This window comes from Streptomyces peucetius (assembly GCF_025854275.1).
GTDB lineage: Bacteria > Actinomycetota > Actinomycetes > Streptomycetales > Streptomycetaceae > Streptomyces > Streptomyces peucetius_A.
The window spans coordinates 3,272,448-3,298,789 of sequence record NZ_CP107567.1; the positions used below are offsets into that span (position 1 = coordinate 3,272,448).

At 70.7% G+C, this 26,342-nt stretch carries 31 protein-coding genes, 1 tRNA gene and 1 pseudogene; 13 read left to right on the top strand and 20 right to left on the bottom strand.

Annotated elements, in window-relative coordinates; all coding sequences use genetic code 11:
- Positions 1-140: 140 nt before the first annotated feature.
- From OGH68_RS14830 to OGH68_RS14885, 12 genes are all read right to left on the bottom strand, one after another.
- Positions 141-1,412 (bottom strand): hypothetical protein, encoded by a 1,272-nt coding sequence (locus OGH68_RS14830; RefSeq protein WP_264244317.1) that lies wholly within the window; start codon positions 1,410-1,412, stop codon positions 141-143.
- Positions 1,409-2,305: an FAH family protein gene (locus OGH68_RS14835; RefSeq protein WP_264244319.1), complete on the bottom strand. Its 897-nt coding sequence runs from the start codon at positions 2,303-2,305 to the stop codon at positions 1,409-1,411. The genes OGH68_RS14830 and OGH68_RS14835 overlap by 4 nt, the downstream gene beginning before the upstream one ends.
- 134 nt (positions 2,306-2,439) lie before the next feature.
- The gene (locus OGH68_RS14840; protein WP_264244322.1) at positions 2,440-3,543 is read right to left on the bottom strand and encodes an enolase C-terminal domain-like protein; all 1,104 of its coding nucleotides are present in this window, start codon (positions 3,541-3,543) and stop codon (positions 2,440-2,442) included.
- A 37-nt stretch (positions 3,544-3,580) separates the two neighbouring features.
- Positions 3,581-4,459 carry an alpha/beta hydrolase gene (locus OGH68_RS14845; RefSeq protein ID WP_264244324.1) on the bottom strand — a complete coding sequence of 293 codons (879 nt, stop codon included), beginning with the start codon at positions 4,457-4,459 and terminating at the stop codon, positions 3,581-3,583.
- 14 nt (positions 4,460-4,473) lie between these two features.
- On the bottom strand, positions 4,474-6,144 hold the full coding sequence (locus OGH68_RS14850; protein ID WP_264244326.1) for a GH3 auxin-responsive promoter family protein: 1,671 nt from the start codon (positions 6,142-6,144) through the stop codon (positions 4,474-4,476).
- Between the two features lie 375 nt (positions 6,145-6,519).
- The gene (locus OGH68_RS14855; protein ID WP_264244328.1) at positions 6,520-6,729 is read right to left on the bottom strand and encodes a transcriptional regulator; all 210 of its coding nucleotides are present in this window, start codon (positions 6,727-6,729) and stop codon (positions 6,520-6,522) included.
- Positions 6,726-7,364 carry a hypothetical protein gene (locus OGH68_RS14860; protein ID WP_264244330.1) on the bottom strand — a complete coding sequence of 213 codons (639 nt, stop codon included), beginning with the start codon at positions 7,362-7,364 and terminating at the stop codon, positions 6,726-6,728. Before OGH68_RS14860 ends, OGH68_RS14855 begins: the two co-directional genes overlap by 4 nt.
- A 378-nt stretch (positions 7,365-7,742) precedes the next feature.
- Complete coding sequence (locus tag OGH68_RS14865; protein ID WP_264250089.1) at positions 7,743-8,540, bottom strand: carbon-nitrogen family hydrolase; 798 nt, start codon at positions 8,538-8,540, stop codon at positions 7,743-7,745.
- Positions 8,541-8,588: 48 nt separating this feature from the next.
- On the bottom strand, positions 8,589-9,350 hold the full coding sequence (locus tag OGH68_RS14870; protein WP_264244332.1) for an SDR family NAD(P)-dependent oxidoreductase: 762 nt from the start codon (positions 9,348-9,350) through the stop codon (positions 8,589-8,591).
- A gap of 14 nt (positions 9,351-9,364) precedes the next feature.
- Entirely contained in the window at positions 9,365-10,000 is a 636-nt protein-coding gene (locus OGH68_RS14875) for a TetR/AcrR family transcriptional regulator (RefSeq protein WP_264244334.1), read from the bottom strand.
- 91 nt (positions 10,001-10,091) lie between these two features.
- Entirely contained in the window at positions 10,092-11,144 is a 1,053-nt protein-coding gene (locus OGH68_RS14880) for an NAD-dependent epimerase/dehydratase family protein (RefSeq protein ID WP_264244336.1), read from the bottom strand.
- Positions 11,141-11,776 carry a ScbR family autoregulator-binding transcription factor gene (locus OGH68_RS14885; RefSeq protein WP_264244339.1) on the bottom strand — a complete coding sequence of 212 codons (636 nt, stop codon included), beginning with the start codon at positions 11,774-11,776 and terminating at the stop codon, positions 11,141-11,143. Before OGH68_RS14885 ends, OGH68_RS14880 begins: the two co-directional genes overlap by 4 nt.
- A gap of 136 nt (positions 11,777-11,912) precedes the next feature.
- Between OGH68_RS14885 and OGH68_RS14890 the strand changes: the two genes are divergently transcribed.
- Complete coding sequence (locus OGH68_RS14890; protein WP_264244341.1) at positions 11,913-12,887, top strand: ScbA/BarX family gamma-butyrolactone biosynthesis protein; 975 nt, start codon at positions 11,913-11,915, stop codon at positions 12,885-12,887.
- Positions 12,888-13,681: 794 nt separating this feature from the next.
- Here OGH68_RS14890 and OGH68_RS14895 read toward each other — a convergent pair.
- From OGH68_RS14895 to OGH68_RS14905, 3 genes are all read right to left on the bottom strand, one after another.
- Entirely contained in the window at positions 13,682-14,041 is a 360-nt protein-coding gene (locus OGH68_RS14895; RefSeq protein ID WP_264244344.1) for a DUF805 domain-containing protein, read from the bottom strand.
- A gap of 567 nt (positions 14,042-14,608) precedes the next feature.
- Positions 14,609-15,280, bottom strand: coding sequence for a YdcF family protein (locus tag OGH68_RS14900; RefSeq protein ID WP_264244346.1), 672 nt, complete (start codon positions 15,278-15,280; stop codon positions 14,609-14,611).
- Positions 15,277-16,068 carry a GntR family transcriptional regulator gene (locus OGH68_RS14905; RefSeq protein WP_264244348.1) on the bottom strand — a complete coding sequence of 264 codons (792 nt, stop codon included), beginning with the start codon at positions 16,066-16,068 and terminating at the stop codon, positions 15,277-15,279. The genes OGH68_RS14900 and OGH68_RS14905 overlap by 4 nt, the downstream gene beginning before the upstream one ends.
- A 149-nt stretch (positions 16,069-16,217) precedes the next feature.
- On the opposite strand from OGH68_RS14905, the gene OGH68_RS14910 reads away from it, so the two are divergent.
- The 12 genes from OGH68_RS14910 (at position 16,218) to xerC (ending at position 23,060) form a co-directional block, all read left to right on the top strand.
- Positions 16,218-16,556, top strand: coding sequence for a hypothetical protein (locus OGH68_RS14910; protein WP_264244349.1), 339 nt, complete (start codon positions 16,218-16,220; stop codon positions 16,554-16,556).
- Between the two features lie 5 nt (positions 16,557-16,561).
- The gene (locus OGH68_RS14915; RefSeq protein WP_264244352.1) at positions 16,562-17,929 is read left to right on the top strand and encodes an FtsK/SpoIIIE domain-containing protein; all 1,368 of its coding nucleotides are present in this window, start codon (positions 16,562-16,564) and stop codon (positions 17,927-17,929) included.
- A 144-nt stretch (positions 17,930-18,073) separates the two neighbouring features.
- Positions 18,074-18,721 (top strand): DUF2637 domain-containing protein, encoded by a 648-nt coding sequence (locus OGH68_RS14920; protein WP_264244353.1) that lies wholly within the window; start codon positions 18,074-18,076, stop codon positions 18,719-18,721.
- Between the two features lie 13 nt (positions 18,722-18,734).
- The gene (locus tag OGH68_RS14925; protein ID WP_264244356.1) at positions 18,735-18,911 is read left to right on the top strand and encodes a hypothetical protein; all 177 of its coding nucleotides are present in this window, start codon (positions 18,735-18,737) and stop codon (positions 18,909-18,911) included.
- Between the two features lie 5 nt (positions 18,912-18,916).
- Positions 18,917-19,108: a mobile element transfer protein gene (locus OGH68_RS14930; protein WP_264244358.1), complete on the top strand. Its 192-nt coding sequence runs from the start codon at positions 18,917-18,919 to the stop codon at positions 19,106-19,108.
- Between the two features lie 15 nt (positions 19,109-19,123).
- Positions 19,124-19,318 (top strand): hypothetical protein, encoded by a 195-nt coding sequence (locus tag OGH68_RS14935; protein ID WP_264244360.1) that lies wholly within the window; start codon positions 19,124-19,126, stop codon positions 19,316-19,318.
- Positions 19,319-19,350: 32 nt separating this feature from the next.
- Positions 19,351-19,716: a SpdD-like protein gene (locus tag OGH68_RS14940; RefSeq protein WP_264244362.1), complete on the top strand. Its 366-nt coding sequence runs from the start codon at positions 19,351-19,353 to the stop codon at positions 19,714-19,716.
- A 92-nt stretch (positions 19,717-19,808) separates the two neighbouring features.
- Complete coding sequence (locus OGH68_RS14945; protein WP_264244364.1) at positions 19,809-20,009, top strand: hypothetical protein; 201 nt, start codon at positions 19,809-19,811, stop codon at positions 20,007-20,009.
- A gap of 41 nt (positions 20,010-20,050) precedes the next feature.
- Positions 20,051-20,200 (top strand): hypothetical protein, encoded by a 150-nt coding sequence (locus OGH68_RS14950; protein WP_319020209.1) that lies wholly within the window; start codon positions 20,051-20,053, stop codon positions 20,198-20,200.
- 141 nt (positions 20,201-20,341) lie between these two features.
- A complete protein-coding gene (locus tag OGH68_RS14955) occupies positions 20,342-21,631 on the top strand; it encodes a replication initiator (protein ID WP_264250091.1) in 1,290 nt (429 codons plus the stop codon).
- Entirely contained in the window at positions 21,628-21,834 is a 207-nt protein-coding gene (locus tag OGH68_RS14960) for an excisionase family DNA-binding protein (protein WP_264244366.1), read from the top strand. Before OGH68_RS14955 ends, OGH68_RS14960 begins: the two co-directional genes overlap by 4 nt.
- Positions 21,831-23,060 (top strand): tyrosine recombinase XerC, encoded by a 1,230-nt coding sequence (xerC, locus tag OGH68_RS14965; protein WP_413471112.1) that lies wholly within the window; start codon positions 21,831-21,833, stop codon positions 23,058-23,060. The genes OGH68_RS14960 and xerC overlap by 4 nt, the downstream gene beginning before the upstream one ends.
- Positions 23,061-23,133: 73 nt before the next feature.
- Here the strand turns inward: xerC and OGH68_RS14970 are convergent.
- The 5 genes and pseudogenes from OGH68_RS14970 to moaC form a co-directional block, all read right to left on the bottom strand.
- Positions 23,134-23,207 (bottom strand) — tRNA-Ala (locus tag OGH68_RS14970).
- A gap of 96 nt (positions 23,208-23,303) precedes the next feature.
- On the bottom strand, positions 23,304-24,413 hold the full coding sequence (glpR, locus tag OGH68_RS14975; protein ID WP_264244371.1) for a gephyrin-like molybdotransferase receptor GlpR: 1,110 nt from the start codon (positions 24,411-24,413) through the stop codon (positions 23,304-23,306).
- Between the two features lie 136 nt (positions 24,414-24,549).
- Positions 24,550-25,179, bottom strand: a complete 630-nt coding sequence (locus tag OGH68_RS14980; RefSeq protein WP_264244373.1) for a GNAT family N-acetyltransferase — start codon at positions 25,177-25,179, stop codon at positions 24,550-24,552.
- On the bottom strand, positions 25,176-25,682 hold the full coding sequence (locus OGH68_RS14985; protein ID WP_264244374.1) for a molybdenum cofactor biosynthesis protein B: 507 nt from the start codon (positions 25,680-25,682) through the stop codon (positions 25,176-25,178). Before OGH68_RS14985 ends, OGH68_RS14980 begins: the two co-directional genes overlap by 4 nt.
- A 149-nt stretch (positions 25,683-25,831) precedes the next feature.
- Positions 25,832-26,305, bottom strand: a pseudogene (gene moaC, locus OGH68_RS14990) (cyclic pyranopterin monophosphate synthase MoaC); the annotation flags it as partial.
- Positions 26,306-26,342 lie beyond the last annotated feature (37 nt).

Consider the following 26,342-nt stretch of genomic DNA (forward strand, 5'->3'; position numbering starts at 1 on the left):
TTCCCTCCCTCTGGTGTCGCTGGTGCCGGCGCGGTATGGGCCGGTACGTAAAACATAGAGAACGACCTCTATGTTTTCAATCCCGCGGTGCGGGCCGCTGCGACTTCGGGAAGTTCACCGGCCCGCGGCGGCCCGGGTGTTCAGCCGGAACGCGCCGTGCGCAGCGCCTCGTTCCGCAACTCGCGTGCCGCCGTCTCCGCCGTGGCGCTGTCGCCGTCCGGCACGCCGTACGTGAGCGACAGCGCCAGAGCGCCCCTGAGCACCGACACATGCAGAGCCCCCACCGCGGGCGTCGCCTTGCGGTTGACGGCGGTACGGAAATCCGCCACGCGTGCCGCGTGCACACCGAGCGCGACGTCGACGGAGCCGGCGTCGGTGACCCTGATGTCCGGGCCCGTCCCGCCCGCGGCCTCGGCCTCGACCGCCCGCCTGATCCGGGCGTGCTCCCGGCGGGCCGGCCGCCATGCCGCGTCGGCCGCCCGCAGCGACGCGGCGTACGCCCGGGCGTGGTCGGCCGTCGGGCCGCCCCCGATCCGCAGCGCGGCGGCCACCTCGTGGAGACAGCACCCGGCGTCCGGCATCATCACGCGCTCGGCGTACCGCCCGCGCAGAGACACCGTGTTGGACAGTACGACCTCCTCCTGACCCGTCCTACGGGCATGGATCCGGGCCAGGGCAGCCGCCAGGAACTGACCCGGTGTGATCCGGCGCTCGGCGCACCACCGGTTGAGGCGCAGGCTCTCCCGCGGCGGCAGCGACAAGGACACGACCCCCGCCCGGCGTTCGGACCACGGCGGCCGACGCCGCGGGGGCTGCCGGGCCTCGCCCGGCCGGCCGCCGGCGGCCCGCGGGTCGAAGGGCACCGGGGGCGGCGCGACGTACGTCAACTCGTCCGCGGCGGGCGGGAGTCCTTCGACGGCCGGCCGGACACCGTCCACCGCGGCCTCCTTGAAGAGCAGGTCCAGCAGACCGCGGACCAGCCGCCCGGTGGAGTGCGCGTCGGACAGGGCGGGGTGGACGGTGAAGTAGAAGCGCGTCGCGGCCGGGTCCCGGCCGTGGACGACCCGGAGCCGCCACAGTCCACCGCCCGCCGGGAGCACGTCGTTGACCTCGTCGGCGAGCCGGTCGGCGGGCGAGCCGTGGCCGGCCGGCCCGCCCTGAATCAGCTGTCCGGGGCCCGGGCCCGGACCCTGCTGGAACCACAGGCTGCCCCGCACCTCGCCGATCCGCAGCGAGAGCAGCGGAAACCTCCGGACCCACAGAGCCACGGCCTGCGCCACGTACTCCGGGCAGAACTCGGCATTCACGGTGAAACCCGTCGTGGCCTGGGTGTCCCCGTGCATCAGCGCGTGCTGGTAGGCGAAGGTCGCCTCGATGTCGCCGAGCCGGCGCACGTCCCTGACGGCCGTCACCCTTCGACCGCTGCGGTCACCGGCCGCGGCCAGTGGATCCGGTTCGACAGGGTGACGCCGTGGCTGGTGAACTCGAGCGTGACCCGGTCCTGGTCGGTCATCCGGTAGCCCCCGTGGAAGCTGCTGCGGTCGGCGCCGATGAAGACGTAGTGCACCAGGCCGGGCCGGCGCAGCGTGCCGTACGAGAACAGCTCCGACATCATGCCGCCGAGGCCGTAGTGCAGGGCCTTGGTGCCGGTGGTGAAGCCGCCCTGCCAGCCCGGCCCGCCGTCGCGCTCGACCGTCACCCGGCCGGTCACCCGCTGCGGCGGCTCGTCGAGGAAGAGCCACGGCGCGACCGCCGCGTCACAGAGCTTGGCGTACGACAGGTGCCCCTGGTGCCGCTTGAACCGGCCGATGTCGGTGAGATCGTTGCCGAAGGTGTAGCCGGTGTAGCGGGGTTCGCCCGCGTCGTCGGTCACGTACACGAGGACGATCTCCGCCTCCTCGCACAGGGCGACCGCGCTCGACGGCACGGCCAGGTCGTCGCCGGGCACCTTCAGACAGTCGCCCATGCCCTTGAGGAACCAGTTGGGCTGGGACTGGGTGTCGGCGCCGACCTTGACGTTGTGGGTCTGCATGAAGCCGCTCACCATGGCGTCGCCCGCGGACGCGGGCATGAGCGGCGGACGGAACCGTACAAACCCGGTCTCGAAGTCCGGTACGGTCACCCGTCCGCCGCCCGAGGTCAGCTCGGCCACGAGCGCGGCGCGGTCGCGCCCCGCCGCCAGGGCCGTCCGCCGCAGGTCGGTCTCCTCGGCGAGCGGGTACAGCACCAAGGGCGCGCCGGGCTCGGGCTTGTCGAGCCCGACGTGCCGTCGGCCTCTGTAGGTGCATTCGAAGAACACGGACATGACGCATCTCCTCAGGAAGACAGGAAGGCGGGGAGCAAGGGAGCAAGGGAAAGGGCGGCACGAGGAAGGCGCCCGAAGGCGCCGCGGGGCTCGGCGGGGGCGGCGGGCTCGGCCGGGGCGGAGCCGCGAACGGCTCAGAAGTCCCGCACGAGCCAGCGGTCCGCGGCGGCGTTGAGCGCCATGCCCCAGCCCGCGCCCTCCGCGGGCGAGATGGTGTTGGTGCCCCGGTCCACCGCCGGGCGCGGCAAGACGATCATCTCGGGGAAGAAGCGGTCCGACTGCCCCGCCTCCACGGTCAGCGCGCCGGGGTGGTTGAAGGCCAGCGCCCGGCCCGCGTTGATCAGCGGGCCGACCTCGGCGACCTGCACCCCGATCTGGTACCGCAGACCGTTGGACCTGGCGTAGTCGACGAGCCGGGCGGCGCGCAGAGTGCCGCCGTTCTTCGCCACCCGGATGTTGACGGCGTCGCACGCCTCCGCCTCCACCGCGGTCCTGGCGTCGTCGGCACCGCACACGGATTCGTCGAGCATGACGCCGATGCCTCCGCTGCGCCGCAGTTCGCGCAGGCCGGCCCAGGAACCCTTGGGCAGCGGCTCCTCCACGTAGTCGGCCCCGCTCTCCCTCAGCCGCCAGGCGTACGGCAGCGCGGTGGTGGGCGTCCAGCTCATGTTGGCGTCGACCATGATCGTGACGTGGTCGCCCACGTGCTCACGGATCGTCTTGACCGTGCGGGCGTCGTGCTCGTTGTCCTCGGACGCCTTGATCTTCACGAAGTGGAACGGGCCTCGGGTGTCGAGGAACTCCTCGACGTCGATACTCAGATCGAGCACCTGGGAGACCCGCATCGGGCCGTCGGACGGCCCGTCGGACGGCCCGTCGTCGTGCCCCGGCAGCAACTGCCGGGCCGTGAGCCCGAGTCGCTGCCCGAGCCAGTCGAGGACCGCGGTTTCGAGAAGGCAGATCAGATTGTTGCCCCCGGTGACGGCGAAGGTCCGCGCGAACCCGTCCCGGTGCAGCCGCTCCAGAAGCTCCGCCGGCGCCGCACCGGTCAGCAGCGCCAGCAGCGCGTCCAGGTCCACCTCGCGCAGGGCCGCCGTCACCCCGGCGGTGGTCTCCCCGGTGACGTAGGCGCGGGGCGCGCACTCGCCGATGCCGCTCACGCCGTCGGCGTCGAGGCTCAGCACAAGGCTGTCGGACGTCGTGCGGCGTGCGGCGGGATGGTCGAAGGAGGTGCTCATGGGCAGCTCCACCCGGTACAGCCGGGCGGCACACGGCTCAGGCATCCCGGTTCAGCCCCTGGAGCAGGGTGTACGTCGAGGTCCAGTCGACCAGTCCGTCGCTGACCGGGGTGTAGAAGAGATAGTGCTTGTCGGTGGGCAGCTTCATGATGGAGCCGCGGCCGGACATCATCGTGTGGAACACCTCGTGGGTGGCGTCGAGGTCCACGATGGGGTCGGTCATACCGGAGACGAAGACGGTCGGCACCTCGGGGAGCTGCCGCTTCGGCTGCAGATAGAGCTTCTCGAGCTCCAGCAGGGTGGCCCGGGAGCGCCGGGTGATCTGCCGTACGGCGAGGTCGTCGTCGTCGATGAAGTGCTGGTACTTGACGTCGTCGGTGAAGTCGGTGGCCTTCAGACCGGCGTCCCACAGCTCCTCGCCGCGGTCGGCCGCGGCGGCACGCAGTTCCTCCTCCCCGAGCGTGGCGTGCATCCTGCCGAGCCACGTCGAGCAGAAGACGGCGGCGTCGTAGCGCGTGGTGAAGCCCTCGTGGTGCATGAGGGCCGCCATGAAGGAGCCACCGAGGCAGTGTCCGAAGAGCGACAGCGGCACGTCGTCGCCGATCATCTCGCGGACCATGGCCACCGCGTCGGCGTAGTCGCCGAGCACGGTGGCCGTGTCGGGTATCTCATGGCGGTCACCGGGGCTGATGCCGCTGCCCCGCCGGTCGAGCACGAAGAAGGCGATGTCGTTGTCGGCGAACCGGGGGCCCACCTCCCACAGCCAGCCGGCGTGGCTCTGCAGTCCGTGGAAGTAGAAGACGGCGCCCTTCGTGCGGCGCGGCCGCCACAGATGGAGTGCCGGGCCGGATCCGTCCGGCCGCAGGTCGATGATCTCGCGGCGGATGTTCTGCGGGGGCCTGTTGATGACGAGCATCTGTATCTGTCCTCTCAGCGGCCGACGATGTCGGCGACGAAATCGGTGTCCTTCTGGAAGGGCTTGAACTTGTACTGGGTCGCGTTGCCGGCCTGTCGACGCGTCTCGCTGTACTCGCTGATCGCGTCCTGCCGCACGGGGACGACCTCCATGGCGCCGAGGCGTCCGCTGTCCCGCTTGGAGGCGTACTCGATGTTGATCTCGCGCAGCGCGCGGTCGACGGCCTCCGAGAGCTCCCGGCCGAGCGCAGTCGAGGGCTCGGCCACCTCGGTGACGACCGTGTAGGAGGGCGGCTCGCCCCACCGGGGGCCGCACATGTACAGGCCGGTGTCGAGTCCGCAGGCGGCCAGTCCCTGCATGATGGCCTGGGTCACCTGCGACTCGGTGATCTTCTCTCCGGTGAAGGAGTGGAAGACACCGTCACGGTGGACGAAGTGGATCCAGGGCGTGCCGTCCATGATCCGGTCGACGCGGTACACGTCGCCGGTCCACATCCGGTAGAAGCCGTTCCCCTGCGACATGATCAGGTGGTAGTCGCGGCCGGCCTGCACCTCGTCGAAGAGAAGGGTCTCGACCTCCGCCCCGGCGTCGACGAGCTCACCCAGCGGCACATCGGCCGGTACGAACTCGAAGTACGCCTGGTTGACGGCGAGCGGCTGGCTGTCCAGCGAGTCGTCGATGGGAATGGTGGTGACGCCCTCGGTCCCGCAGCCCATGAACGGCAGCTTCGCCACACCCGGCAGCACGGCGTCCAGCTTTTTCCGGTACAGCTCGGCGGACGCGGACAGCCAGCAGCTGTACAGGGTGAGCGACGGCCAGACGTCCTTGAGGCTGAAGTCGCCCAGCGCGAGGACCCGTTCGAGGTGGCGGGCCGCCGCCTCGTCCGGCTCGGTCCACGGCTCGCCCTCCAGCGTGCCGTCACGCAGGTCGCGCACCAGCGCCGGTCCGTGCTCGGCGACCAGGTCCCGCAGGGAGATCAGGGTGCTCGGGTTGATCGCCGATATGTAGTGCAGGTCGCGGCCGACGAGATGGCGGATGCGGTGGTACATCCTGCCCGCGTGGGTGGCGGGCGCGTCCGGGCCGAACCACGGCGACGTGTACCACGGCGGGTTCCAGTCACGGCTGTTGATCTGCGGATGGCGGTTGCTGATCGCCTGGTGCTCCACGCCGTGGACGAAGTCGTACACGTCCTCGCGGACCGTCTGGGTGTCGAGGGTGGCGTAGGGGTGCGCGAGAAGCTCGGGGTGGTGCTCCAGGTAGGTGCCCCACATCGCCTTCATCGCCGGGATGCGGTACGTCAGCAGCCAGTGCAGGGTGTACGGGACCCGCTTGGGCACACCCGTCGTGCCGCTCGTCTTCAGCCAGCGCAGGACGGGGCTGCAGGACAGCACCCCGCCCTTGGTCCGCGTCTCCCGGTCGATCTCCGGCACGAAGTCGGCGTACCGCATGACCGGCAGCACCGACCGGAAGGCGGCGGGGTCGGCGGGGCCGGCGGCGAGGACGTCGTACCCCTTGTCCTTCCAGTGCAGCGAGCCGGCGCTGATCTCGATGAGGTCGGCGAGGACCCGCGCCTGCGCCGCACCGGGGTCCTTGAGGTCGCGCAGGAGGTCGTCCCGCGCCTGCCGGCACTCGTCGACGAAGGGGTCGCGCCGCGCCGTCCAATGGTCCTGCCACTTCGGTGTCATCACTGGTTCTCCTTGAAGTTCTTCGGGCTGTCGCCGCCCGCATCCGGGCAGGCGTGAGCGCCGCGCGGCACGAGGTGCCGAACGGTGAGGTGAACAGCTGTGAGGTCTGATGAGCCACGTCGCGCGACTCCGCGCGACGGGTGCGGCGTACCGGCCGTGAGCTGCTGCCGGTACGCGTGTCGTGCTTCACGTGACGGGCCCGCCGGAGACGGGCCGGCGTGCGTGCCGCGTCAGGAACCGGGCCGGCGTGCGTGCCGTGTCAGGAATCGGGCCGGTTCGGGGCCGGACTTTCCGGGCGCGGGGTCAGGTGGCCGTGCGGTCCGGGCGTGATGCCGGGAGGCCGGACGGCCCGGAGCAGGCCGGTCCGGGCGCGGGTCAGGAGGCCGGCTGGTCCGTCCCTCGTCCGTCCGGCGTCGGGGCGGCTGCGAGGGCGGCCAGCTCCGACAGGTCGTAGAGCGCCTGCCGCTTGGTCCCGTAGCGGGTGATCCTGCCGCGGCGGGCCCACTGCCGGATCGTGCCCTCCTGAACGCCCAGCGCCAGGGCGGCGAGGGACGTGGGCACGCACTTGCGCTGCTTCGCGGTCACGCCGCCTCCTTCATGGCGAGCCACTGCCGCGGGGTCAGTACGTGCCCGGCCCCGCACACCGGGCCACGCAGCACCAGGTCGTCGCCGCCCCGGCGGGGCAGCGACACCTGGGCCTCGCAGCCGGGTTCCACACAGGCACCGAGCGGTACGAGGTCGGCGGACCGCCGTACGTCCAGGTCCCGCAGCCCGGCCGCCGCCGCGGCGATCTCGTCGGCCATGCGGCCGGCGGCCGGGTGCGCCACCAGCCAGTCCTTGTGCCCGGTGAGGAACGCCGTCATGGCGGTGACGGTGCGGCGCGGCGGGGTGGTGGACGGCCGCTCCTCCGCCACCAGCCGGGCCCACGAGGAGAGGCGGGCCACCGCGTCGTGGCGGGAGTCCACGGCCTTGGTGCTCACCGGCAGGGTGTTCTCCCTGCTGCCGGTGACGCGCGGGGCGAGCCCGCCTTCGGCGGGCGTCAGGTACTGCTCGCTCTCGCGGTGCAGTGCGGGCAGCGCCGCCAGGTCGCGCAGGAACGCGCGGAGGCAGGACCCGCAGAGCCGGGCGCCCGGCTCTGCGCGGCGGCTCGGCAGGCCACCTTCCTGGGCGGCCCTGCGGCAACGGGTCGATGTGCACTGCGAGGGGATGCGGTCGGCCACGGTCTCATCACCTTTCCGGGAGGCAGGCGGGATGTCCGAGCGGAGTCGGACGACGGGTCTGAGGAGGGGTCTCACGACGGACCCGAGGACGGGTCCGAGGTCGAACAGGAGGTCGCCGCACGGAGATCGCACAACTCGGCGGCAACAAAAAAGCGCCGCACGAGGCGACGCGACGGCAGTTCGGCGGCTCCTGGAAAAGGGCAGACTGCCTCGCGAAGAGGCGTTACACAGCTGCATGGCTCACCGCAAGGCCTTCCCGGTGGTCAGTTTTCCCTGACTGCTCATCAAGTCACGGTCGCGCAACTGCGGTTGACTGCCCGCAAGCACAGCACCGCCCGCCCGTGGGACACGGGCGGGCGGCAGTGACAGCACGGCGAACTACCGGGGCAGCGGCAGGCCGAGGACCCGATCGCGCAGGGCGGGGAAGTCGGCGCGGGTGCCGGCGACGAGCCCGGGGTCGAGATCCACGAGCAGTGTCTCCTCCCCCGGCCCCGCCTCGGCCACCACCTCGCCCCACGGGTCGACGACCACGCTGTGCCCGGCCTGTTCGATCCCGGCGTGCGTACCGGCGGTGCCACAGGCCAGTACGTACGCCTGCGACTCCACCGCACGTGCCCGGGCCAGCAGCGACCAGTGGGCGCGCCGTGCCGCCGGCCAGCCGGCCGGGACGACGAGGAACTCGGCGCCGGCGTCGACCAGCAGCCGGAACTGCTCGGGGAAGCGCAGGTCGTAGCAGGTGGCCAGGCCGACCGTGACACCGAGGCCGTCCAGCGGCGCGGTGACGATCTCGTCGCCCCGTGCCATCAGCGCCGCCTCCCCCTTGTCGAAGCCGAACCGGTGGATCTTGCGGTAGGTCCGGTGCAGCCGCCCGTCCGGGGCGAAGAGGAGCGAGGTGTTGTGGAGCGTGCCGTCCGGGCCGCGTTCGACGACGGATCCGGCGTGCAGCCAGACGCCCGCGTCCGACGCCGCGGAGCTCATCGCGGCAGCCGTCGGACCGTCGAGCGGCTCGGCGTGCTCCGCGAAGGCGTCGAAGGCGAAGGCCCCGACCGGCCAGAGCTCGGGCAGTACGACGAGGTCGGCGCCGTCGTGTGCCCGTACGAGATCGGCGACCCGTTTCCGGCGTGCGTCGGCCGGCTCGTCGGGCCGTACCTCGATCTGGACGAGGGCGGCGCGCAGAGTGGTGTTGTCCATGGGCCGGGGCCTTCCTTTCACGGGGCCTTCCTTTCAGCGCAGGTGGGAGGCGCCGTTGAGGTCGAGCACGGCGCCGCTCGCCCATTCGGCCCCGGGGGACGCCAGCCACGCCACGGCATCGGCGATGTCGGCGGGTTCGGCGATGCGCCCGAACGGGCTCTGCGCCCGGACGGCTTCGGTGGTGGGACCGTCGAGCATGGGCTCGGTCAGGTCCGTGAGGACGAATCCCGGTGCGACGGCGGTCACCGCGATCCCGCGCGGGCCGAGCGACTGGGCGAGGGACTGTGTCAGGGCGTGGACGGCTGCCTTGCTCGCGCCGTACGCGGGGGCCTCGGGCTCGCCCCGGTGGGCGCCGCGCGAGCCGACGTTGATGATTCGCGCGCCCTGCGGGCCCTGGACACGGCGCAGGAGGTGGTCGACCAGGCACCAGGTGAGGTTGGCGGTGCCGAGGAGGTTGACGTCGACGACCCGCTGCCAGTCGGCCCGCCAGTCGGCGTAGGACGTGGTGGCGATGGGCTGTTCGGTGTAGATGCCCGCGTTGTTGACCAGTACGTCCACGGCACCGAGTTCGTCGACGGCGGTGTCGAGGACGGCCCGGGCCTGGTCCGGATCGCCGATGTCGCCGGTCACCACGGTGTGACCGGTGCCGGGCAGGGCCGCGGCCACGGCCTTTGCGGCGGCGACATCGGCACGGCAGTGCACGGCCACCACATGCCCGGCGGCGGCCAGCCGCTCCGCGACGGCGGCTCCTATACCGCGCGATGCGCCGGTGACGAGCGCGTGGCGTCGAATCATGTGCGGTGTCTCCTTCAGGTCAGCAGGTCTCGGCACGTCCGTGTGGACGGCCCGCGGTCGGGTGCGCACAGGGGCTGCCGGGGAGCGCCGGGAAACCCGTCGAGCGTCAGGGTCCACAGACAGCCGAGCTGTTTCTGTACGCTGCCGGCCGGGTGACCGGCCCGGATGAACGCCTCGGCCCCGGCCATCAGATACACGGCGAGCAGTTCGAGGTCCTCGGCATCGCCCTTCAGGCCGTCCGCGGCGCGGATCCGCTTCAGCAGGTCCCGCAGTGCGGCGGTCCACACCGAGTGCCAGCGTTCGTGTGCCGTCGCCCGTTCCTGGGCGAGCCGCGCCGCGGCACGCACACTGACCTCCGCGCCCAGCAACCGGATGGTCTCCAGGCAGAGTTCGACGACCGACCGGAGATCGGGAGCGAGCTCCGCGATCATCCGGTCCAGTGCTTCGCGGGTGACGGTCTCGCCTTCGGCGCAGACCGCCACCGCCAGATCCGCCTTGGTACGGAAGTGAAAGGTCAGTGCTCCCATCGTGACCCCGGCAGCCTTCGTGACCGCGGCCAGCGAGGTCCCGGCGTACCCCTGCTGGTCGAACTCGGTCGCGGCTGCGGTGATCAGAGCATGACGTGTGTGCTCGGCCCTTGTCTGTCTCACCACGGCTCACCCTCGGTATGCAACTGGGCTGGTCCGGAGGGGCCGTCGTACTGCAGACCTGGGCCGCGCACCACAACCAGTGGTCGGGAAACTACCCCCGGCCGGACCGGCAGGCGTCCGGGCGGCCCATATCCGGGACGGCTTTAGCATCTTGCTCACCATGCGGGACGGTCCGCGGACGCGCGCCGGGCCGTCCGGCGAGGTGTGCGCGGTACCAGGGGGCGGCGTCGGCCAGCCGCGCCAGCGGCCCCGGGCCTTCCGGGCAGCCCGTCAGCCGCCAGATCTCCTCGCTGAGGTACCAGTGGTCCCCTGCCACGAGCGTGAACTGACGTTCGCTCAGCCGTCCCGGTGTCCTGCGCAGTCTGCGCAGGCATTCCGCCCACGGCAGGTCTCCGCTGCCCGCCGGCAGCACGTCCAGTTCCGCCAGGCACGCCAGCAGGTCCCGGTTGCGTACGGGCCGGGGATGACTGGCGTGGTGCACCCCGTGCGGCAGGGGGTCCGGCGAGCGTGCCAGGGTCCCGATCAGCCGGGCCAGGTCTCCGACGTCGACGAGCGACGCCTGTCCGCGACCGCCGTCCCAGGCGGCCGGGACGCGCTGGAGGAACTCGGCCAGCGCCGGGACCACCCACTGGTCCCCGGCGCCGAGGACCAACCCGGGCCGCAGCACGACGGCGCCCGCGTCCAGGGCGACCCGCTCCCCCGCCAGCCTTGTTCTGCTGGCGGGGGAGACCGGATCCGGAGTGACCCCGTCGACGGGAATGCCGCGATGGGGTCCGGCGCCGTACACCGCGGCGGTGGACAGGTGGACGATCCGTCCGACGCTGTGGCGCCGGGCCTCCGCCATGACCGCCCGGGTGCCGTCGACGTTCACGGCCGTGCATTCCTCTTCGCTGCCGACGACGCGGGAGGCGAGATGGACGAGGACGTCGGCGCCGTCCAGCAGACCCCTCACCGAGCGGGGGTCCGTCAGCTCCGCCGTCACCCGTTCCAGGTCCGGTACGTCCTCCGTGCCGGGGCGCACGGTCCGGACCGCGGCCCGGACCGACACGCCGCGGCCGCTCGCGCCGTCGCGCAGCAGGTCCCGCAGGACCGCCCGGCCGACGAACCCGGTACCGCCCGTCACCACCACCCGCGTCCGGTTCACGAGGCGTCGGTCTCCTCACCGGCCGGGCGGGGGTCCAGGTTCAGCCCGGCGATGACCTCGGGCGGCGCTATGGCGGGCAGCAGACAACGCCACATCGTGCTGATCCGTTCCGGGAGGTCGACACGGCCCGAGGAGAGCCGGGCCATGATCTGCGTTCCGGTGTAGGCGCCGACGAGGACCTGGGAGAAGGCGACTTCGTCCACGTCGGGCCGCAACTGCCCCTTCTCGCGGGCCTTGACCAGCTGCTCGCGGAACTGGTCCGCCCACCAGTCGTAGATCGAGTAGTCGAGCAGCTCCGCCTCGTTCTGCTCCACCGCCAGCCGGACACCGGCGCGGAAAAGCACGTTGTTCTGCATCTCGACGGCCAGGTACTGACACATGTCCAGCAGTTGCTGCAGACCGGACTGGTCACGCGGGAAGTCGAGCTCGGCGGCCTGCTCCACGATGACCGCCCTGGCCAGGTCCTCCTTCGACTTGAAGTGAAAGTACATGGCGCCTGTGGTGACGCCTGCGCGCGCAAGGATCCGGTTCAGACCCGCCCCGGCGTAGCCGCTTTCGTCGAACGTCTCCGCCGCTGCGCGCAGGAGGGCTTCGCGCGTGCGTTCCGCGCGCTCCTGTCGTGGTCGCGCCATGGGCTGCCTCCGGGAATCTCTCGACAAACAAAAAGAACGACCTCTATGTTATTCGAGCGACCTCGCTTCGTCACACCGAGGGCCCGCCTCTCGGTCCCGCACGTCAAAACCGCATTCCATTGGGGGAGCCATGCAGTTGAGCGTCACACAGGGTCACGAAACCATCACTCTCCTGCCCGTCTCGCAGGAGTACACGCACAAGACGAACACCGGGGAAGTACTCCTGCGGAGCTGGCAGCCGGTCGCCGACGACACCTTCACCGTCACCGCCGAATGGCCCGACACCCACAGTTTCTACGCCCCCCGCAACGGCCTCCACGACCCGCTCCAGCTCAGCGAGACCATCCGCCAGACGCTGCCGCTGCTCTCCCACGGCGCCTACGGGGTGCCCTTCGGCCACCAGCTGCTGTGGCAGGACTTCAGCTGGGAGATCGACCGTGAGGCGTCACGCTCCGACGGCTCTCCCGCCGAACTGGAGCTGCGCATACGGTGCTTCGACGTCACCTACCGCAAGGACCGGGCGTCCGCGATGTCCCTGAACATCGAGGCCGAACGGTCGGGCCGTCATCTGGCCACCGCCCGCACCCGGTTCACCATCCAGGACCCGACGGTCTACCGCCGGCTGCGCGGACGGTACGCCGACAAGGCCGCCGCCAACGCGGGCGCCGTCCCGCTTCCGCCGCCGGCCGCGATGAGCCCCTTCGGGCGCGACTCGTTCGCGGACGTCGTGCTCGCCTCCACCGACCTGCCCCACCGCTGGCAGCTGCGGGCCGACACCGCCCACCCCATACTCTTCGACCACCCCGTCGACCACGCTCCCGGCATGCTGCTGCTGGAGGCGGCCCGGCAGGCGGCGCTGGCCACCGGCCACCCCGAACAGCGGGTCGTGCTCGGCATGGCCTCCGTGTTCAGCCGCTACGCCGAACTCGACTCCCCCTGCTGGATCACCACGGAGCCGATCGCGGCCGGGGATGAACAGCGTCGCGGGGAGTGGAGCGCACAGGGTGACCGCACCGCGAACCGGGTGCGTGTCTCCGCGGAGCAGAACGACCGGGAGATCTTCTCCTCCGAGGTGACGCTCGCTCCGCTGCACCCGGCGCCGCTCGCCTGACGGACCCTGCGGGGGCGCTCGTGCCGGCCGGCACGAGCGCTGGCCCACCGGCGGCGGGTACGGACGCCGGCCGGTTCCTGCGCCGGTGCCACGACCGTCGTGCGGTCAGGCCGAGTTGCCGCGTCCGGCTGCCGCACAACAAGAGAGAGCCCCTGCCGGACGAATCCGGCAGAGGCTCTCAGCTGCGGTGGACCTGTGGGGATTTGAACCCCAGACCCCCTCGATGCGAACTATCGGCGGGGCGGTCGCTGAGGTTCGCTGTGGTGGTCGAGCGGGTTACTGAGACCGCTGGCTGGTCGGCCGTGGTCGCCGTGGTTGCTGTACTTCACTGCTGTACAGCAACCATCGCTAGGGCCAGAGCAACTTATCGAGGATGATCGCCGCCACTGCAGAGAAGAACCACGGCTTCCTGACGCCCCGGACAACAGCATCACGGTCCAGTTCCCTGATGAGCACCACCAAGGCGAACATCAGGAGTGCGCCCGGTAGCAGGCCAACGACGGGTTCGGTATGCCGAGATGGTAACCAGGTGCTGCGGCGTCACGTCCTACTCGTCGCATGCTAAGTGCAGGCAGCCAGGCCACATCCACCGCAGGTGAACTGCCCCCTGACAGGCAACTCGGCAGGCGCCGTTCTCGTGAGGCTTGGCCGCCAGCGACCGCTGTTCCCTGCTGTTCCCGACCGGACGGGCGCGGGAAGGGCGCGGTCTCCTTCCGATCCGTAGCTCTAGCGAGAACGGTCAGCAACGGTGGCCCGTCAGCCTCCCGGGACCGGCAACCGTGAGCGGGCGAATGTCAGGCGGCCGCTGCGGCCAGCTTCGGGTTCGGGCCGTGCTCGTTCTCCTCCGGCTTGCCGTCGCTGGCCAGGAAGACCAGCAGGACGATAGCGCCCACCAGCGGGACCAGGGCGATGAGCAGCCACCAGCCGGAGCGTCCGGTGTCGTGGAGGCGGCGGACGCCGACGGCGAGGCTGGGGAGCAGGACGGCGAGCTCGTAGATCCCGGCGATGACGCCGGTGCCGAGGAGGCTGAGGTCGATGACCATCAGCGCGATATAGATGATCGCGCTGATGAGCGTGAACATCCAGTATTCCTGGCGGCGGGCGCGGCCGCTGAATGCGGCGTACTTCTTGAGGACGTCGATGTACCAGTGCATGGGTCCCCCCAGGGACGAGCGGTGGAGGCCGGTCCGAAAAGAACAAGCCAGCGCGGAATGTAGATGGCTTGATGCACACCGGTCAAAAAGTTATCGGGCAGCGACCGATCGGTGATCACGGTTGGCTCGATAAGCCCTGCTTTCACGCCAGATGCGACTCAAGGGGCTGACCACGTTGTGCCATTCCATGTCGCCAACATATGAGCAGCTTGGGCTTTGCGGCAGCCTCTGCGTAGACGTCAACAGAGGTCGGTGTAGCGGCTTTGGGCGGGAGCTGCCATGGGGCGAGAGATCGGGGCCCGTAAGCTTCCCGCGACTCGGGCAGTCTCTGGACCTGCCCGCAATAGCCCGATGTGGGCCCCGATCTTCGAGGCTCGCCCCATGGTGGCTGCCTAAAGCCGTGGAGCCGACCGCCCCAGCCCTGCCGGCCTTTCTCTGACGGCTTGGTGTCCGCGCTCGGTGCGCCGCCGCCCGGCCGGGGCAGCCCGGCGAAGACAGGGGCTGCCCCGGGCCGGGGGCAGCGGCGCGCCGCGCTTGCGCGGCGCCTTGAACCCGTAGAGAAGGTTTCTACTCACTCCGCCCAGTGGCATCGGGGATGAGCCGACTGGTGAACCCCTGGGCCTGCAAGCGCTCGTAGGCATCCTGGACGTCCTGTGGAACGTCCTGGCTGATCATGAAGCCCTGGGCCGGATAGATCAGTAGGCGCTGAAGCGCTCCGACGAGCATGTCAACGACGAGTCGGGCATCACCGATCGAGCGGACGTAGTCGGCCAGGGGCATGGGTGCTGACGCGCTGACGAACTCGACTTCTGGCCACAGCTTGCGCGCCGTGGCGTAGGCCCGACGTTCCTCGTACGGCTTGCTCACCAGCAGTACGGACGACACGGGGACGCCTTGCTCCTCCAGTAGTGCGCGTGAGAAGCGGATGTTCTCCCCGGTGTTCCGGGCCCGTGGCTCCACGAGGATGGCGTCGTCGGGAACGCCAAGCTCGATGGCACGCTCCCGGTAGTGCTCGGCTTCCCCGCGGGGCATCCGCTCGCGAGTCGTTCGACTGGTGGCTCCCGTGAAGACGACAACAGGCGCCATGCCCTGGCGGTACAGATCGGCAGTCACGTCGGCTACGCCTAGGTCGTGACTTCCCAGGCCGATGACGACGGAGCACGGCCGCGGGGCGTGTCCCATGAGCTGGTAGTCCCACAGGTGTTGGGCATCCTTCATGACCGCGTCCGACAGGGTCATGAGCCCTCCTTCGGCTGCGCCGAGTCCGGCACCTTGAAGTCGTACTCCCACGCGAACCGCGAGGCTGCGTGGATGCCTACGGCGAACTCGACCACGGTCCCGTCCGCCGTGTAAGTAGTCCGGTGGAGCTCCATGACCGGCTCACCTGGTGGCAGTTGCAGGAGCTTGGCCTCCTCGGCCGTGGGCACGCGCGCGAACAGTGCTTCTCGCATGTGGTCGATCTCGTACCCGGCGTCATAGAGCACCCTGTAGCCACCGCCCCTGCCGGCCGGTCCGGGCGTCGGGTCCACCAGACGCGTCCCCTCGACATGCTCCGGCCGGTAGTAGCTGGTCAGGGAGTGGGTCGGCTGCTCACCCTCCTTCACCAGGCGGGCACGGGCATAGACCTCGGAATCTGCTGGGACACCGAGAGCTTCGGCAACCTTGGGCGGTGCCGGGACGCGACTGACTGTCTGGGTCTGCTCGTTGCGGCGGAAGGCACGCCCCGAAGCCACGCGGTCGGCAATGAACGCGACCTCGTCACCATCGCGCCACTTGGCCTTGTCGTAGCGTCCGATGCCGAGACGCTTCAGCGGCGCCTGCTCGCGCACCACCGTGCCGTGTCCGCGTGAAGACGTGACGAGACCTTCAGCCTCCAGAGCCTTATAGGCGGCATGCACCGTCGACTTGGAGCCCTCACCCTTCTCCACCAGTTCGCGGATATGGGGAAGCTGCTGGCCAGGCGGACGCTCGCCGCTCCTGATCTCCTCAGCCAGCCGGTCCGCCAGCTCTCGCCACTTCGGTGCCACGGGGCCTCCTTCGCCTACACCGCCAGTGAAGCACAGTCCTAGGACATTGGCAGTCCTGGGACTGCGCTGCATTCTTAGGTCAGGCGCTCGCAGTCCTAGGACAGTGAAGGGGTCGTGTGGCCTCGTGCGCGTTGACTCAAGGAGTGGCTATGTCGTCCTTCAAGATCGACACTTCGACCGCTGTCGTGTTCGTCGCCGTGGAGCCGAAGGCGAAGGTCATCAACAAGCAGACCGGTGAGATCGCGGTCGACCGGGAGACCGGCGCGAAGATGATGACGGTCGGCCTGACCATCGCGGACGAGGGTGAGGCGAACCTCTACACCGTCTCGATCCCGGAGACCGGTGTCCCGGAGGGGATCACGCTGGGGATGCCGGTCAAGGTCGTCGGCCTCAAGGCGCGAGACTGGGAGAACACCTTCAACGGTGAGAAGCGGTTCGGCATCGCCTTCCGCGCGGTCGCGCTCGTTGTCCCGTCCGTCAAGGGCTGAGCGGCATGTCGACCACGACGCTCCTCGTCTTAAGTCTGGTGGTGGTCGCCGCGGCTCTGGTGCTGCGGCGGCTGCGCCCGGCCTGGTACTGGCTGAGCATCGGCGTCACGCTCGCCACGCTCCGCCTGGTGGTCCGATACGCCTCGGTCATGGACGCGTGCGGGCTGACCGTTCCGCCGTCCCGGCTGCGGCTCACCCTCGCCCGGCTCACCAATCGGCCGGCACCCGCGTCCCGGCCGCCGCGCATCCTCAGCTTCCGCCCGACCCGCACCGGCCTGGTACTGCGGGTCAAGCTTCGGCCCGGTCAGGACGCGTTCGACTTCGCGGCCTCCACGGACCGGCTGCGGCACTCGTTCGCCATGCACGGCATCACGTCCCGTGAGGTCAGGTCGGGTGTGGTCGAGCTGCGCATGACCGGCTACGACGTACTGGCACGGGTGCACATGCCCGCCAAGGTCGAGCGGGAAGGACTGCGCATCCCGGTCGCGCTGCGGGAGGACGGAGCAGTCCACTACCGCGATTATCGGGAGGTGCCGCACGCGCTGAACCTCGGCGCGACGAAGTCGGGCAAGTCTGTCTACCAACGCCACCTGGTCAAGGAACTCGCCTCCCGGCATGTCGCTCTGGTCGGCATCGACTGCAAGCAAGGGGTGGAACTCGCCCCGCTGGCTCGCCGGTTCTCCGCGCTGGCCGACAACCCGGACGATGCGGCCGACCTGCTGGAAGCTCTCGTGCAGCGCATGGGCGACACGTATCAGGTGATCCGGCGCGAGCAGCGCATCAGCGCGGAAACCCCGGATAAGGAGATCACCGCCGACCTGTGGGGCCTGCCGGAGAACCTGCGGCCGGTGCCGGTCGTGCTCCTGGTGGACGAGGTGGCCGAACTGGCGCTGTTCTCCAACACAGCGGAGAAGAAGCGCCGCGAGCGGATCATCACCGCACTTGTGCGCCTCGTGCAGCTCGGCCGCGCTGCCGGTATCTACGTGGAGATCTGCGGTCAGCGCTTCGGCGCCGAACTCGGGGACGGCATCACCATGCTCCGCGCCCAGCTCACCGGCCGCCTCTCGCACCGGGTCAACGATGAAGCCTCGGCCAAGATGGCCTTCGGCGACATCTCCCCTGACGCCGTGCTGGCCACGACACAGATCCCGGTGGAGCGTCCCGGCCTGGCGGTGGCCGGTGACTCCTCGGGTGGCTGGGTCCGCATCCGTCCGCCGTTCACGACGATGCGCCAAGCGGTGAACGCCTGCACCGCCAACGCTCACCGCACCCCGGTCCTCGAGGGCATGGAGGCTTTCCGGCCGGTCCTCCCTGACCTCGCGCCGGTGGAGATCCCGGCCCCGGCCTCGGCGTCCAAGCCTCTCACCGCCTGACCCCTCTGCTTCTCCCTCGGTTGGCGTGACCGCTTCGCGCCATGTCCCTACCCCCGCCATGCCCGAAACGGCTCCCGGGGCCCGGCGACCGGCCCACATGCCTCGCCCGGCCCCGGCCCCAACCCCTCAAGGAGGTGAAGACTCATGTTCCGCTCGATCCGACTGGACGCCGTCCTCGTGCAAGCCGTGATCGCCGGTGCCCTGTCCTTCGCCCACCTGCACGACCTCGCCGCCGCTGCCGGACAGGACGGATGGAAAGCCTGGGCCTACCCCGTCTCCGTCGACCTGCTGCTCGTCGCAGCCTGGCGACGCCTTCGCACCCTGCGCGCCCAGGGCGAACCCGCCCGCGCCGCATGGACCTGGTTCGCCGTCGCACTCGCGGCCTCACTCGGGGCCAACGTCGCCACCGCGGGCCTGCTCGACCTGAACAACGTGCCCGACTGGCTGCGCATCCTCGTCGCCGGATGGCCCGCCCTGGCCTTCCTCGGCGGCACCCTCCTCGTCCACTCACCCACCACCCCGACCGCTACCGCCACTGAGCCGGTCGAGCCCGAGCCGCTGCCGGTGGTCGAGCCGGTGACTGTGCCGGCCGAGCCCGCCCCGGAGCCGGTCCCGGCCCTACCCGCCGCACCGCCCCCGGCTGATGTGCCGCCCGCGCTCGTGGACCATGCCCGCAAGCTCGCCGACGCCCACCGCGCTACGACCGGCAGCCCCATCGACGCCGCCACCCTGCGCGACCGCCTGGGCCTGCCCGACCTGATGGCCGACCAGCTCGCCGCCCACCTCACCTGACAGGAGAAATCTCGTGCGCAACTCGACCCGCCACGCGCTGGAACGCGCCGCCGAACTCACCCGACAGGGCCGCCTCGTGGAGGCCGTGGCCACGGCGGAAGTCGTGATCAACGCCGCCGACGAATTCGAGTCCGCCGACATCCGCCAGTGGCTCACCGACCACGCCGACGACTTCACCCGAGAGGACTGACCGCCATGCCCGCCCGTGACTTCTTCCACTCCGTGATGCGGATCGGCCCCGTGCAGATCGGCACCCACCGCGACCGGCGCGGCCGCACCAAGCACGCCGCCGTCTGCTCCCGCGACAACTGCGGCTGGTCCGCCGACTACTCCACCGCCTCCGCCGCCCAGCTCGCCGCCCGCACCCACCGCTGCCGCGCCAACTAACCCGAGAGGCCCGTCGTGAACGTCGAACTTCCGCTGATCATCCTCGTCGCCATCTTCGGCTACTTCGGCATCAAGCTCATGCGCCCGCCGACCTGGCTCATCGTCGTGCTCCTCCTCGGCGGCTTCCTCCTCGCCGACACCTTCCTCGCCCCCGCCATCGAATCCGGCACCCGCACCGGCGTCGACGCCGTCAACGGCACCACCAAGTAACCCGACCAGACCCGCCAGAAGGGAGATCCACCATGCTTCGCCCGCGTATCCCGACCATGCCGACCCCGACCGGCATCGTCTCCCCGCTCATCCACCCGGCCCCCGCCTCGGCCCAGCTCGAGCAGCACCAGACCGCCACCGGGTGCGCTTGCCAGCACACCGCCCCGGCCTCGGCCGTCGTCCCGGCCCCGGCTGCTCAGGCGGCGCCCGCGGTCCGGCTCAGCCCGACCGGCCTCCTGGTCGCTGTCGGCGGCGGTGCCGCGGTCGTCCTGGTCGTCGGCGCGGTCCTCGTCTCCATGCTCCTCGCCGTCGCCATCACGGCCGCCTCGGTCGCCGTCTGCGCCGTCGTCCTGCGCTCCATGGTCAACAGCACCACGGGCACCGCGCGCCATCGCTGACCGGCCCTCCGGGCGGCCCTGAAACCGCCAAGTCTCCGCCGCCCGGACGGCCAGCCCCTACCCGATCTCATCAACCGGAAGGACCACCCATCATGCAGCACCGCCCTGTCCCGGCCCGTATCTGCCCGTCCTGCGACGGCTTCGCCTCCGCCTCGATCACCCTCGGCGGCCGCGACCACAGCGGCCAGCGCCGCACCATCACCGCCCACTGCCGCACCTGCCACGGCACCGGCACCGTCCCGCCCCTGCGCCAGCTCCTCGAGGACGCCGCCGACACCGCGTTCACCCGCTGACCGTTACGGCGGACCTCGCACCCACCGCCGACCAGCCCGGCGTGCACGTGACCAAGACCGCCCGGGACTTCCCCGCCACCGGCACCTACGCCTGCCACTGCGGCGCCACCGGCCGCGCCAAGGGCGAGGACAACGTCCGCGACCTGGTCGCCGAGTGGATCGACCACCGCAACACCTGCCCCCACCGCTAACCCCCGCCGGGGCACCGACCGCACTTCTGCCGGCCGGTGCCCCACCCCCCTTCCGACCTTCGAGAGGAGGACTCTGCCTTGACCACCACCACCACGCCGCCGCCGCTGCGTGACCTCGCCTTCCTCGCCTCGCTCGGCACCATGCCCGGCCTCATGCGCCAGCTCCGCGGCCTCGGCGGCTGCACCACCCCGATCCGCCTCGACGGCCACCGCACCGACGTCCACACCACCACCGGAGAGATCCTGCACCACCTCACCGCGGCCGACCTGCCCGCCGGGAACCTCCTCGTGCGCTGCAACAACCGCCGCGCCACCCGATGCCCGGCCTGCGCCGAGACCTACCGCCGCGACACCTACCAACTCATCACCGCAGGACTGCGCGGCGGCAAAGGCACCCCCGAACGCGTCGCCACCCACCCCAGGGTGTTCGCCACCTTCACCGCCCCCAGCTTCGGCCCCGTCCACAACCGCCCCGCCAAAGGCCGCTGCCGCTGCGGCACCACCCACCCCGCCGACGCCCCCGAACTCGGCACGCCCCTCGACCCCGAACGCTACGACTACGAAGCAGCCGTCCTCTGGAACGCGCACGCCTCCAAGATCTGGGCCCGCTTCTCCATCTACCTGCGCCGCGAAGTCGCCAAGCGCGCCGGACTCTCCCAACGCGCCTTCAAGGAGCACGCCCGCGTCTCATTCGCCAAGGTCGCCGAATACCAGCGCCGCGGCGCGATCCACTTCCACGCCGTGATCCGCCTCGACGGCCCCGACGGCGGCGACACCCCGCCCCCGGCCTGGGCCACCGCCGAACTCCTCGCCGACGCCATCCGCGCCGCCGCCACCGCCGCTGACGTGCCCGGCCCCGTCATCGACGGCCGCGCCCACACCTTCGCCTTCGGCACCCAGCTCGACATCCGCCCCATCCGCTCCGCCGACTTCGACGGCCCCGCCGAACTCACCGAACGCGCGGTCGCCGCCTACATCGCCAAGTACGCCACCAAAGGAGCAGAAACCGCGACCGGCACCCTCGACCGCCCCATCAAGTTCCTAGCCGAACTCGGCCGCAAATCCATCCCCGAACACGCCCAACGGCTCATCCGCACCGCCTGGACCCTCGGCGCCCGCAAAGACCTCGAAAACCTCCGCCTCCGCGCCTGGGCCCACATGCTCGGCTTCCGCGGCCACTTCTCCACCAAAACCCGCCGCTACTCCACCACCCTCGGCGCACTCCGCCAGGCACGCGCCGAATGGCGACGCCTCCAAGCCACCATCGCCCGCGAAGACCAGAACACCGTGCCGGCCGAACCGCAGGACGACGACACCACCCTCGTCCTCGCCCACTGGACCTTCGCCGGAACCGGCCTCGGCCGCGCCGAGGAATGGCTCGCCGCCTCACTCACACCCGACACCACAGACATGGAAGGAGCCGCAGCATGACCACCACCGTGATCGAGCGGAAGTGGCACACCACCGCCGAGGTCGCCGACATGCTCGGCTTCGGACTCTCCAAGACCAAGATGCTCGTGCTCACCGGGGAGATCCGCTCCGTGAAGGTCGGCCGTAACCGCCGCATCCTCCCGGCCTGGGTCGACGAGTACGTCGACCGCGTCACCACCGACGCCGAAGGGTGGGCGGCATGAGCGGCAAGCGGGGCAATGGTGAAGGCTCCATCTACCCCTACAAGAACGGCTACGCGGCCTACGCCTGGGTCGACACTCCGGAGGGCAAGCGCAAGCGCAAGTACGTCTATGGACCGACCCGTTCGGCGGTCCATGAGAAGTGGGTCAAGCTCCACGCTGAGGCGCGCAAGGGCCCCGTGGCCACCAGCTCGCCGACGCTCGGCCAGCACCTCACGTACTGGCTCAAGGAAGTGGTACAGCCGGACCTGAAGCCCAAGACGGCAGAGACGTACGCGATGCACGTCCGGCTCTACATTCGCCCCGGCCTCGGTGACAAGCGGCTCGACAAGCTCACCGTGCGGGACGTGCGCACCTGGGTCAATGCGCTGTCGGACCAGTGCCAGTGCTGCACTCAGGGGAAGGACGCAAAGCGACCCGCTGATGAGCGGCGTTGCTGTGCTGCCGGCCGATGCTGCGAGCAGGTACCGTCCCGGCGCACGGTGCAGGATGCGCGTGCTGTCCTCCGTTCGGCCCTGACCAACGCCATGACGGAGGAGCTGATCACGAAGAACGTGGCTGGCCTCGTCAAGGTCCGGTCTGGCAGGAAGCGGAAGCGTGAGCCCTGGTCGGTCGAGGAAGCGCGGGCGTTCCTGGAGGCTGCCCGCACGGCGGCTGACCCGCTGTACCCGGCCTACGTGCTGATTCTCGTGCTCGGCTTCCGTCGCGGTGAAGTGCTCGGCCTGACGTGGAACAGCGTGGACCTCGATGCGGGAGAGATCCGGGTCGAGCACCAGCTCCAGCGGATCAACCGCCAGTTGGTGCACGACGAGACCAAGACGGAGGCATCGACCGCGACGCTTCCGCTCCCACAGATCTGCGTGACGGCGCTGCAGCTCCGCCGGGAAGCTCAGCAAATCGCCAAGAGGGCCGCGGGCGAGTTGTGGACGGACTCCGACTTCGTGTTCACCACGCGCTACGGCACGCCCATCGAGCCGCGGAACTTCAACCGGGCCTTCACCGCCCGGTCGGCCAAGGCTGGCGTTCGTACGATCCGGCTGCATGACACCCGTCACACCTGCGGGTCGCTCCTCGCCGCCCTCGACGTGCACCCCCGGATCGCGATGCAGATCCTTCGGCACAGCAAGATCGCGGTCACGATGGAGGTGTACACCCACATCCCGTCCGAGGCCACGCGCAAGGCGCTGCGGAAGCTCGGCAAGCACCTCGGCAGGCAAGATCAGACCTAGTTGCTGTACTTCGCTGCTGTACGACAGGCGAGAGCCCCTATCGGATGACTCCGATAGGGGCTCTCAGCTGCGGTGGACCTGTGGGGATTTGAACCCCAGACCCCCTCGATGCGAACGAGGTGCGCTACCAGACTGCGCCACAGGCCCTTGCAACGAGTGAAACTCTAGCATCCCGATCGGGGTGCTTGGAAATCCGTTCCCGGCAGGTACCCGTGCAGGTCACGGACCCGCCGGGAGGCGGGGTCATTCGTTGGCCGCACGCGGCCGGTCCTCGTCCGCGTACTGATCGAAGAGCGGCGTGCGGCCGCGGTCACGGGCACGGCGCGGCTGGGTGCCGCGACGGCCGGCGGGGCCGTCGGCGGCCGGGTCCGGCGTCTCGCGCCGGTCCGGCGTGGGTTCGGCCGTCGAGGAGCGGGCCGCGCTCCACGTCTCCGGGTCGCTGACGTCCACACCGCTCGACGCGCGCGGCGCGACGGGAGCGGTGACGTACGTCGGCAGCGGCACCGGGACCGGTTCCCAGCTGTCGCCGGTCACGGGACCACGCTGGCGCTGCTGGTCCACCCACTCGGCGTGGTCGGTCTGCTCGACCAGCGCACGGCGGCCGGCCTCCTGCGGGGAGAGCTTCGGCGCCGGCTCGGGCTCCGATCGCTCCACGGGCTCCTCGTCGCCCGGCAGGGGCACGTCCTCGGCCGCCTGGTGGCGGCGGGGGCGGTTCTCCCGCAGCCGCTGAGCCGCGACCTCGGCCCGCCGGCGGTCCATGGTGAACGCGAAGCGCCGTCGTTCCTGGGCACGCATCTGGACGATGTAGGCGCTGAGGAGCACCGCCGGCACGGCGGGCGCCCACAGGAAACCGAGCCCTCCGACCGCCGCGACCACCGCGCCGAGGGTGAACGCGAGGAAGAGGACCGTGGTCGTACGTCTCCGTCGGGCGAGGACTTTGCTGCGCCGCGCGCGCTCGGCGGCCGCGGCCCGGTCGGCACGCCACTCCGGGCTGGGGCGGCGGGCGGAGACGCTGCCGGCGGGCCGGCCCGTCTCCTGCTCGGCGCCCTCGGGGGCGTCCCGGTGGATTTCGGTGCGGGGCGCGGCGAAGGCCCGGACGTCCACGGAACTCAAACGATCCGTGGCGGCATCCGGGTCCGCGTCGTGCTCGGGCTGCTCGGCGGTACGTTCCCGCAGCTCCTTGGCGTACCGGCGCTCCATCGCCGCTCGTCCGGACAGCAGCCGGATGGCGGTGGAGAAGCGTTCCGTCGGACGGGCTTCGTTCAACTCGTCCTGCCTGCGGAGCCACATCGGCACCAAGTAGGCGGCCCAGGCCCCGACGATGACTGCGTAGATGAGGCCGCTGCTGCTCACGCAACACACCGTAGAGGGATTCGCACCAGGGCATCCGCCAATTGGCCCGGTGTGTCGCACGATCTGGCTGATATCACGGAAGTTTTTTGTGATTGTTCGGATCGATCCATGGCCGAGCATGACCAGTTTCGAACACTTATTTTATTCCCCTGGCCGTTCCAGGTCGCGTCCGGTGCCAGCGGTTGACCATCCCTTCCGGCACCTCCTCGGCGGTCAGCGCATAGACGAGGTGGTCCCGCCATGCGCCGTCGATGTGGAGATAACGGGGGCGCAGACCCTCTTCGCGGAATCCGAGTTTCTCCACGACGCGGCGGCTGGGTCCGTTCTCGGGCCGAATGCAGACCTCGATCCGGTGCAGGCCGATCGAACGGAAGCAGTGGTCCACGGCGAGGGCGACGGCCGTCGGCATGACCCCGCGGCCCGCGACGCCCCGGTCGACCCAGTAGCCGACGTGGCCCGAGCACATCGAGCCCCAGGTGATCCCGGCCACGGTCAGCTGCCCGACAAGTCCGCCCTGGTAATCGATCACGAACGGCAGCATCCGCCCCGCGTTCGCCTCCGTGCGCAGATGGCGGACCATCTGCCGGTACGTCGGACGCTGGATGCCCGGGCCGCCGGGGGCGGGTGGCGGGATCGTCGCCTCCCAGGGGCGCAGCCAGTCGCGGTTGCGCCGGTTGACCTCACGCCAGGTCCGCTGGTCGCGCAGCCTTATGGGGCGGAGGGTGACGTCTCCGTCCGCGAGGACGACCGGCCAGCTGACGCTCATGACTCGCCGGTATGGTCGCCGCCGCGCAGCTGTTCGACGGCGTGGCGCAGAATCCGCTCCAGGACCGCGAGCCCGTCCCGCACTCCGCCGGTGGAACCCGGCAGATTGACGATCAGCGTCCGGCCGGCGACACCGGCGACGCCGCGCGACAGCACGGCGGTGGGCACCTTCTCGCGTCCGTGGGCGCGGATCGCCTCCGGGATGCCGGGGACCTCGTGATCGAGGAGCGCGCGGGTGACGTCGGGGGTCCGGTCGGTGGGCGAGATGCCCGTGCCGCCGGTGGTCAGGATGACGTCGTACCGGTCGGCCACGCCCTCGCGCAGCGCCTCGCCGACCGGGTCGCCGTCGGGGACGACCCGGGGGCCGTCGACAGCGAAGCCGAGCGAGGTGAGCTTCTCGGCGATGAGCGGGCCGCCCCTGTCCTCGTAGACTCCGGCGGACGCCCGGTTGGACGCGGTGACCACGAGCGCCCGGTAGGGGGCGGTGGCGTGGGCGGCGGTCATGCGTGCGCTCCCTGTGTATCCGGCGCTCCCCCCGGGCCCTGCGCTCCCGCCGAGCCCTGTGGTTCCTGTGACCCCTGCGACCCGCGCGACGCCGGTGAGCCGTGCGGGTCCTGGGGCCCATGAGGTGCCGGCGACCCGTGCGGTGCCTCACGGGTCCAGTCGCCGGACTTGCCGCCCGTCTTCTCCTCGACACGGATGTCGGTGATGACCGCCGCCTTGTCGACGGCCTTGACCATGTCCACGACGGTGAGGGCTGCGACGGAGACCGCCGTGAGGGCTTCCATCTCCACGCCCGTGCGGTCCGTCGTCTTCACGGTGGCGGCGATCTCTACCGCGTCGTCGGCGACCGACAGGTCGAGCTTCACACCGGAGACGGCGAGCGGGTGGCAGAGCGGGATCAGGTCGGGCGTGCGCTTCGCCCCCATGATCCCGGCGATCCGTGCCGTGGCGAGGGCGTCGCCCTTGGGAACCCCCTCGCCGCGCAGCAACTCCACCACGTGCGACGAGACCAGGACGCGGCCGGTGGCACGCGCCGTGCGGGCGGTGACGTCCTTCCCGGACACGTCGACCATGCGGGCCGCCCCCGCCTCGTCGATGTGCGTCAGCCTGCCTTGCGTGCTCATGTACGCCTGTGCTCCCGGTCCGGGCCCGACGGGGCCT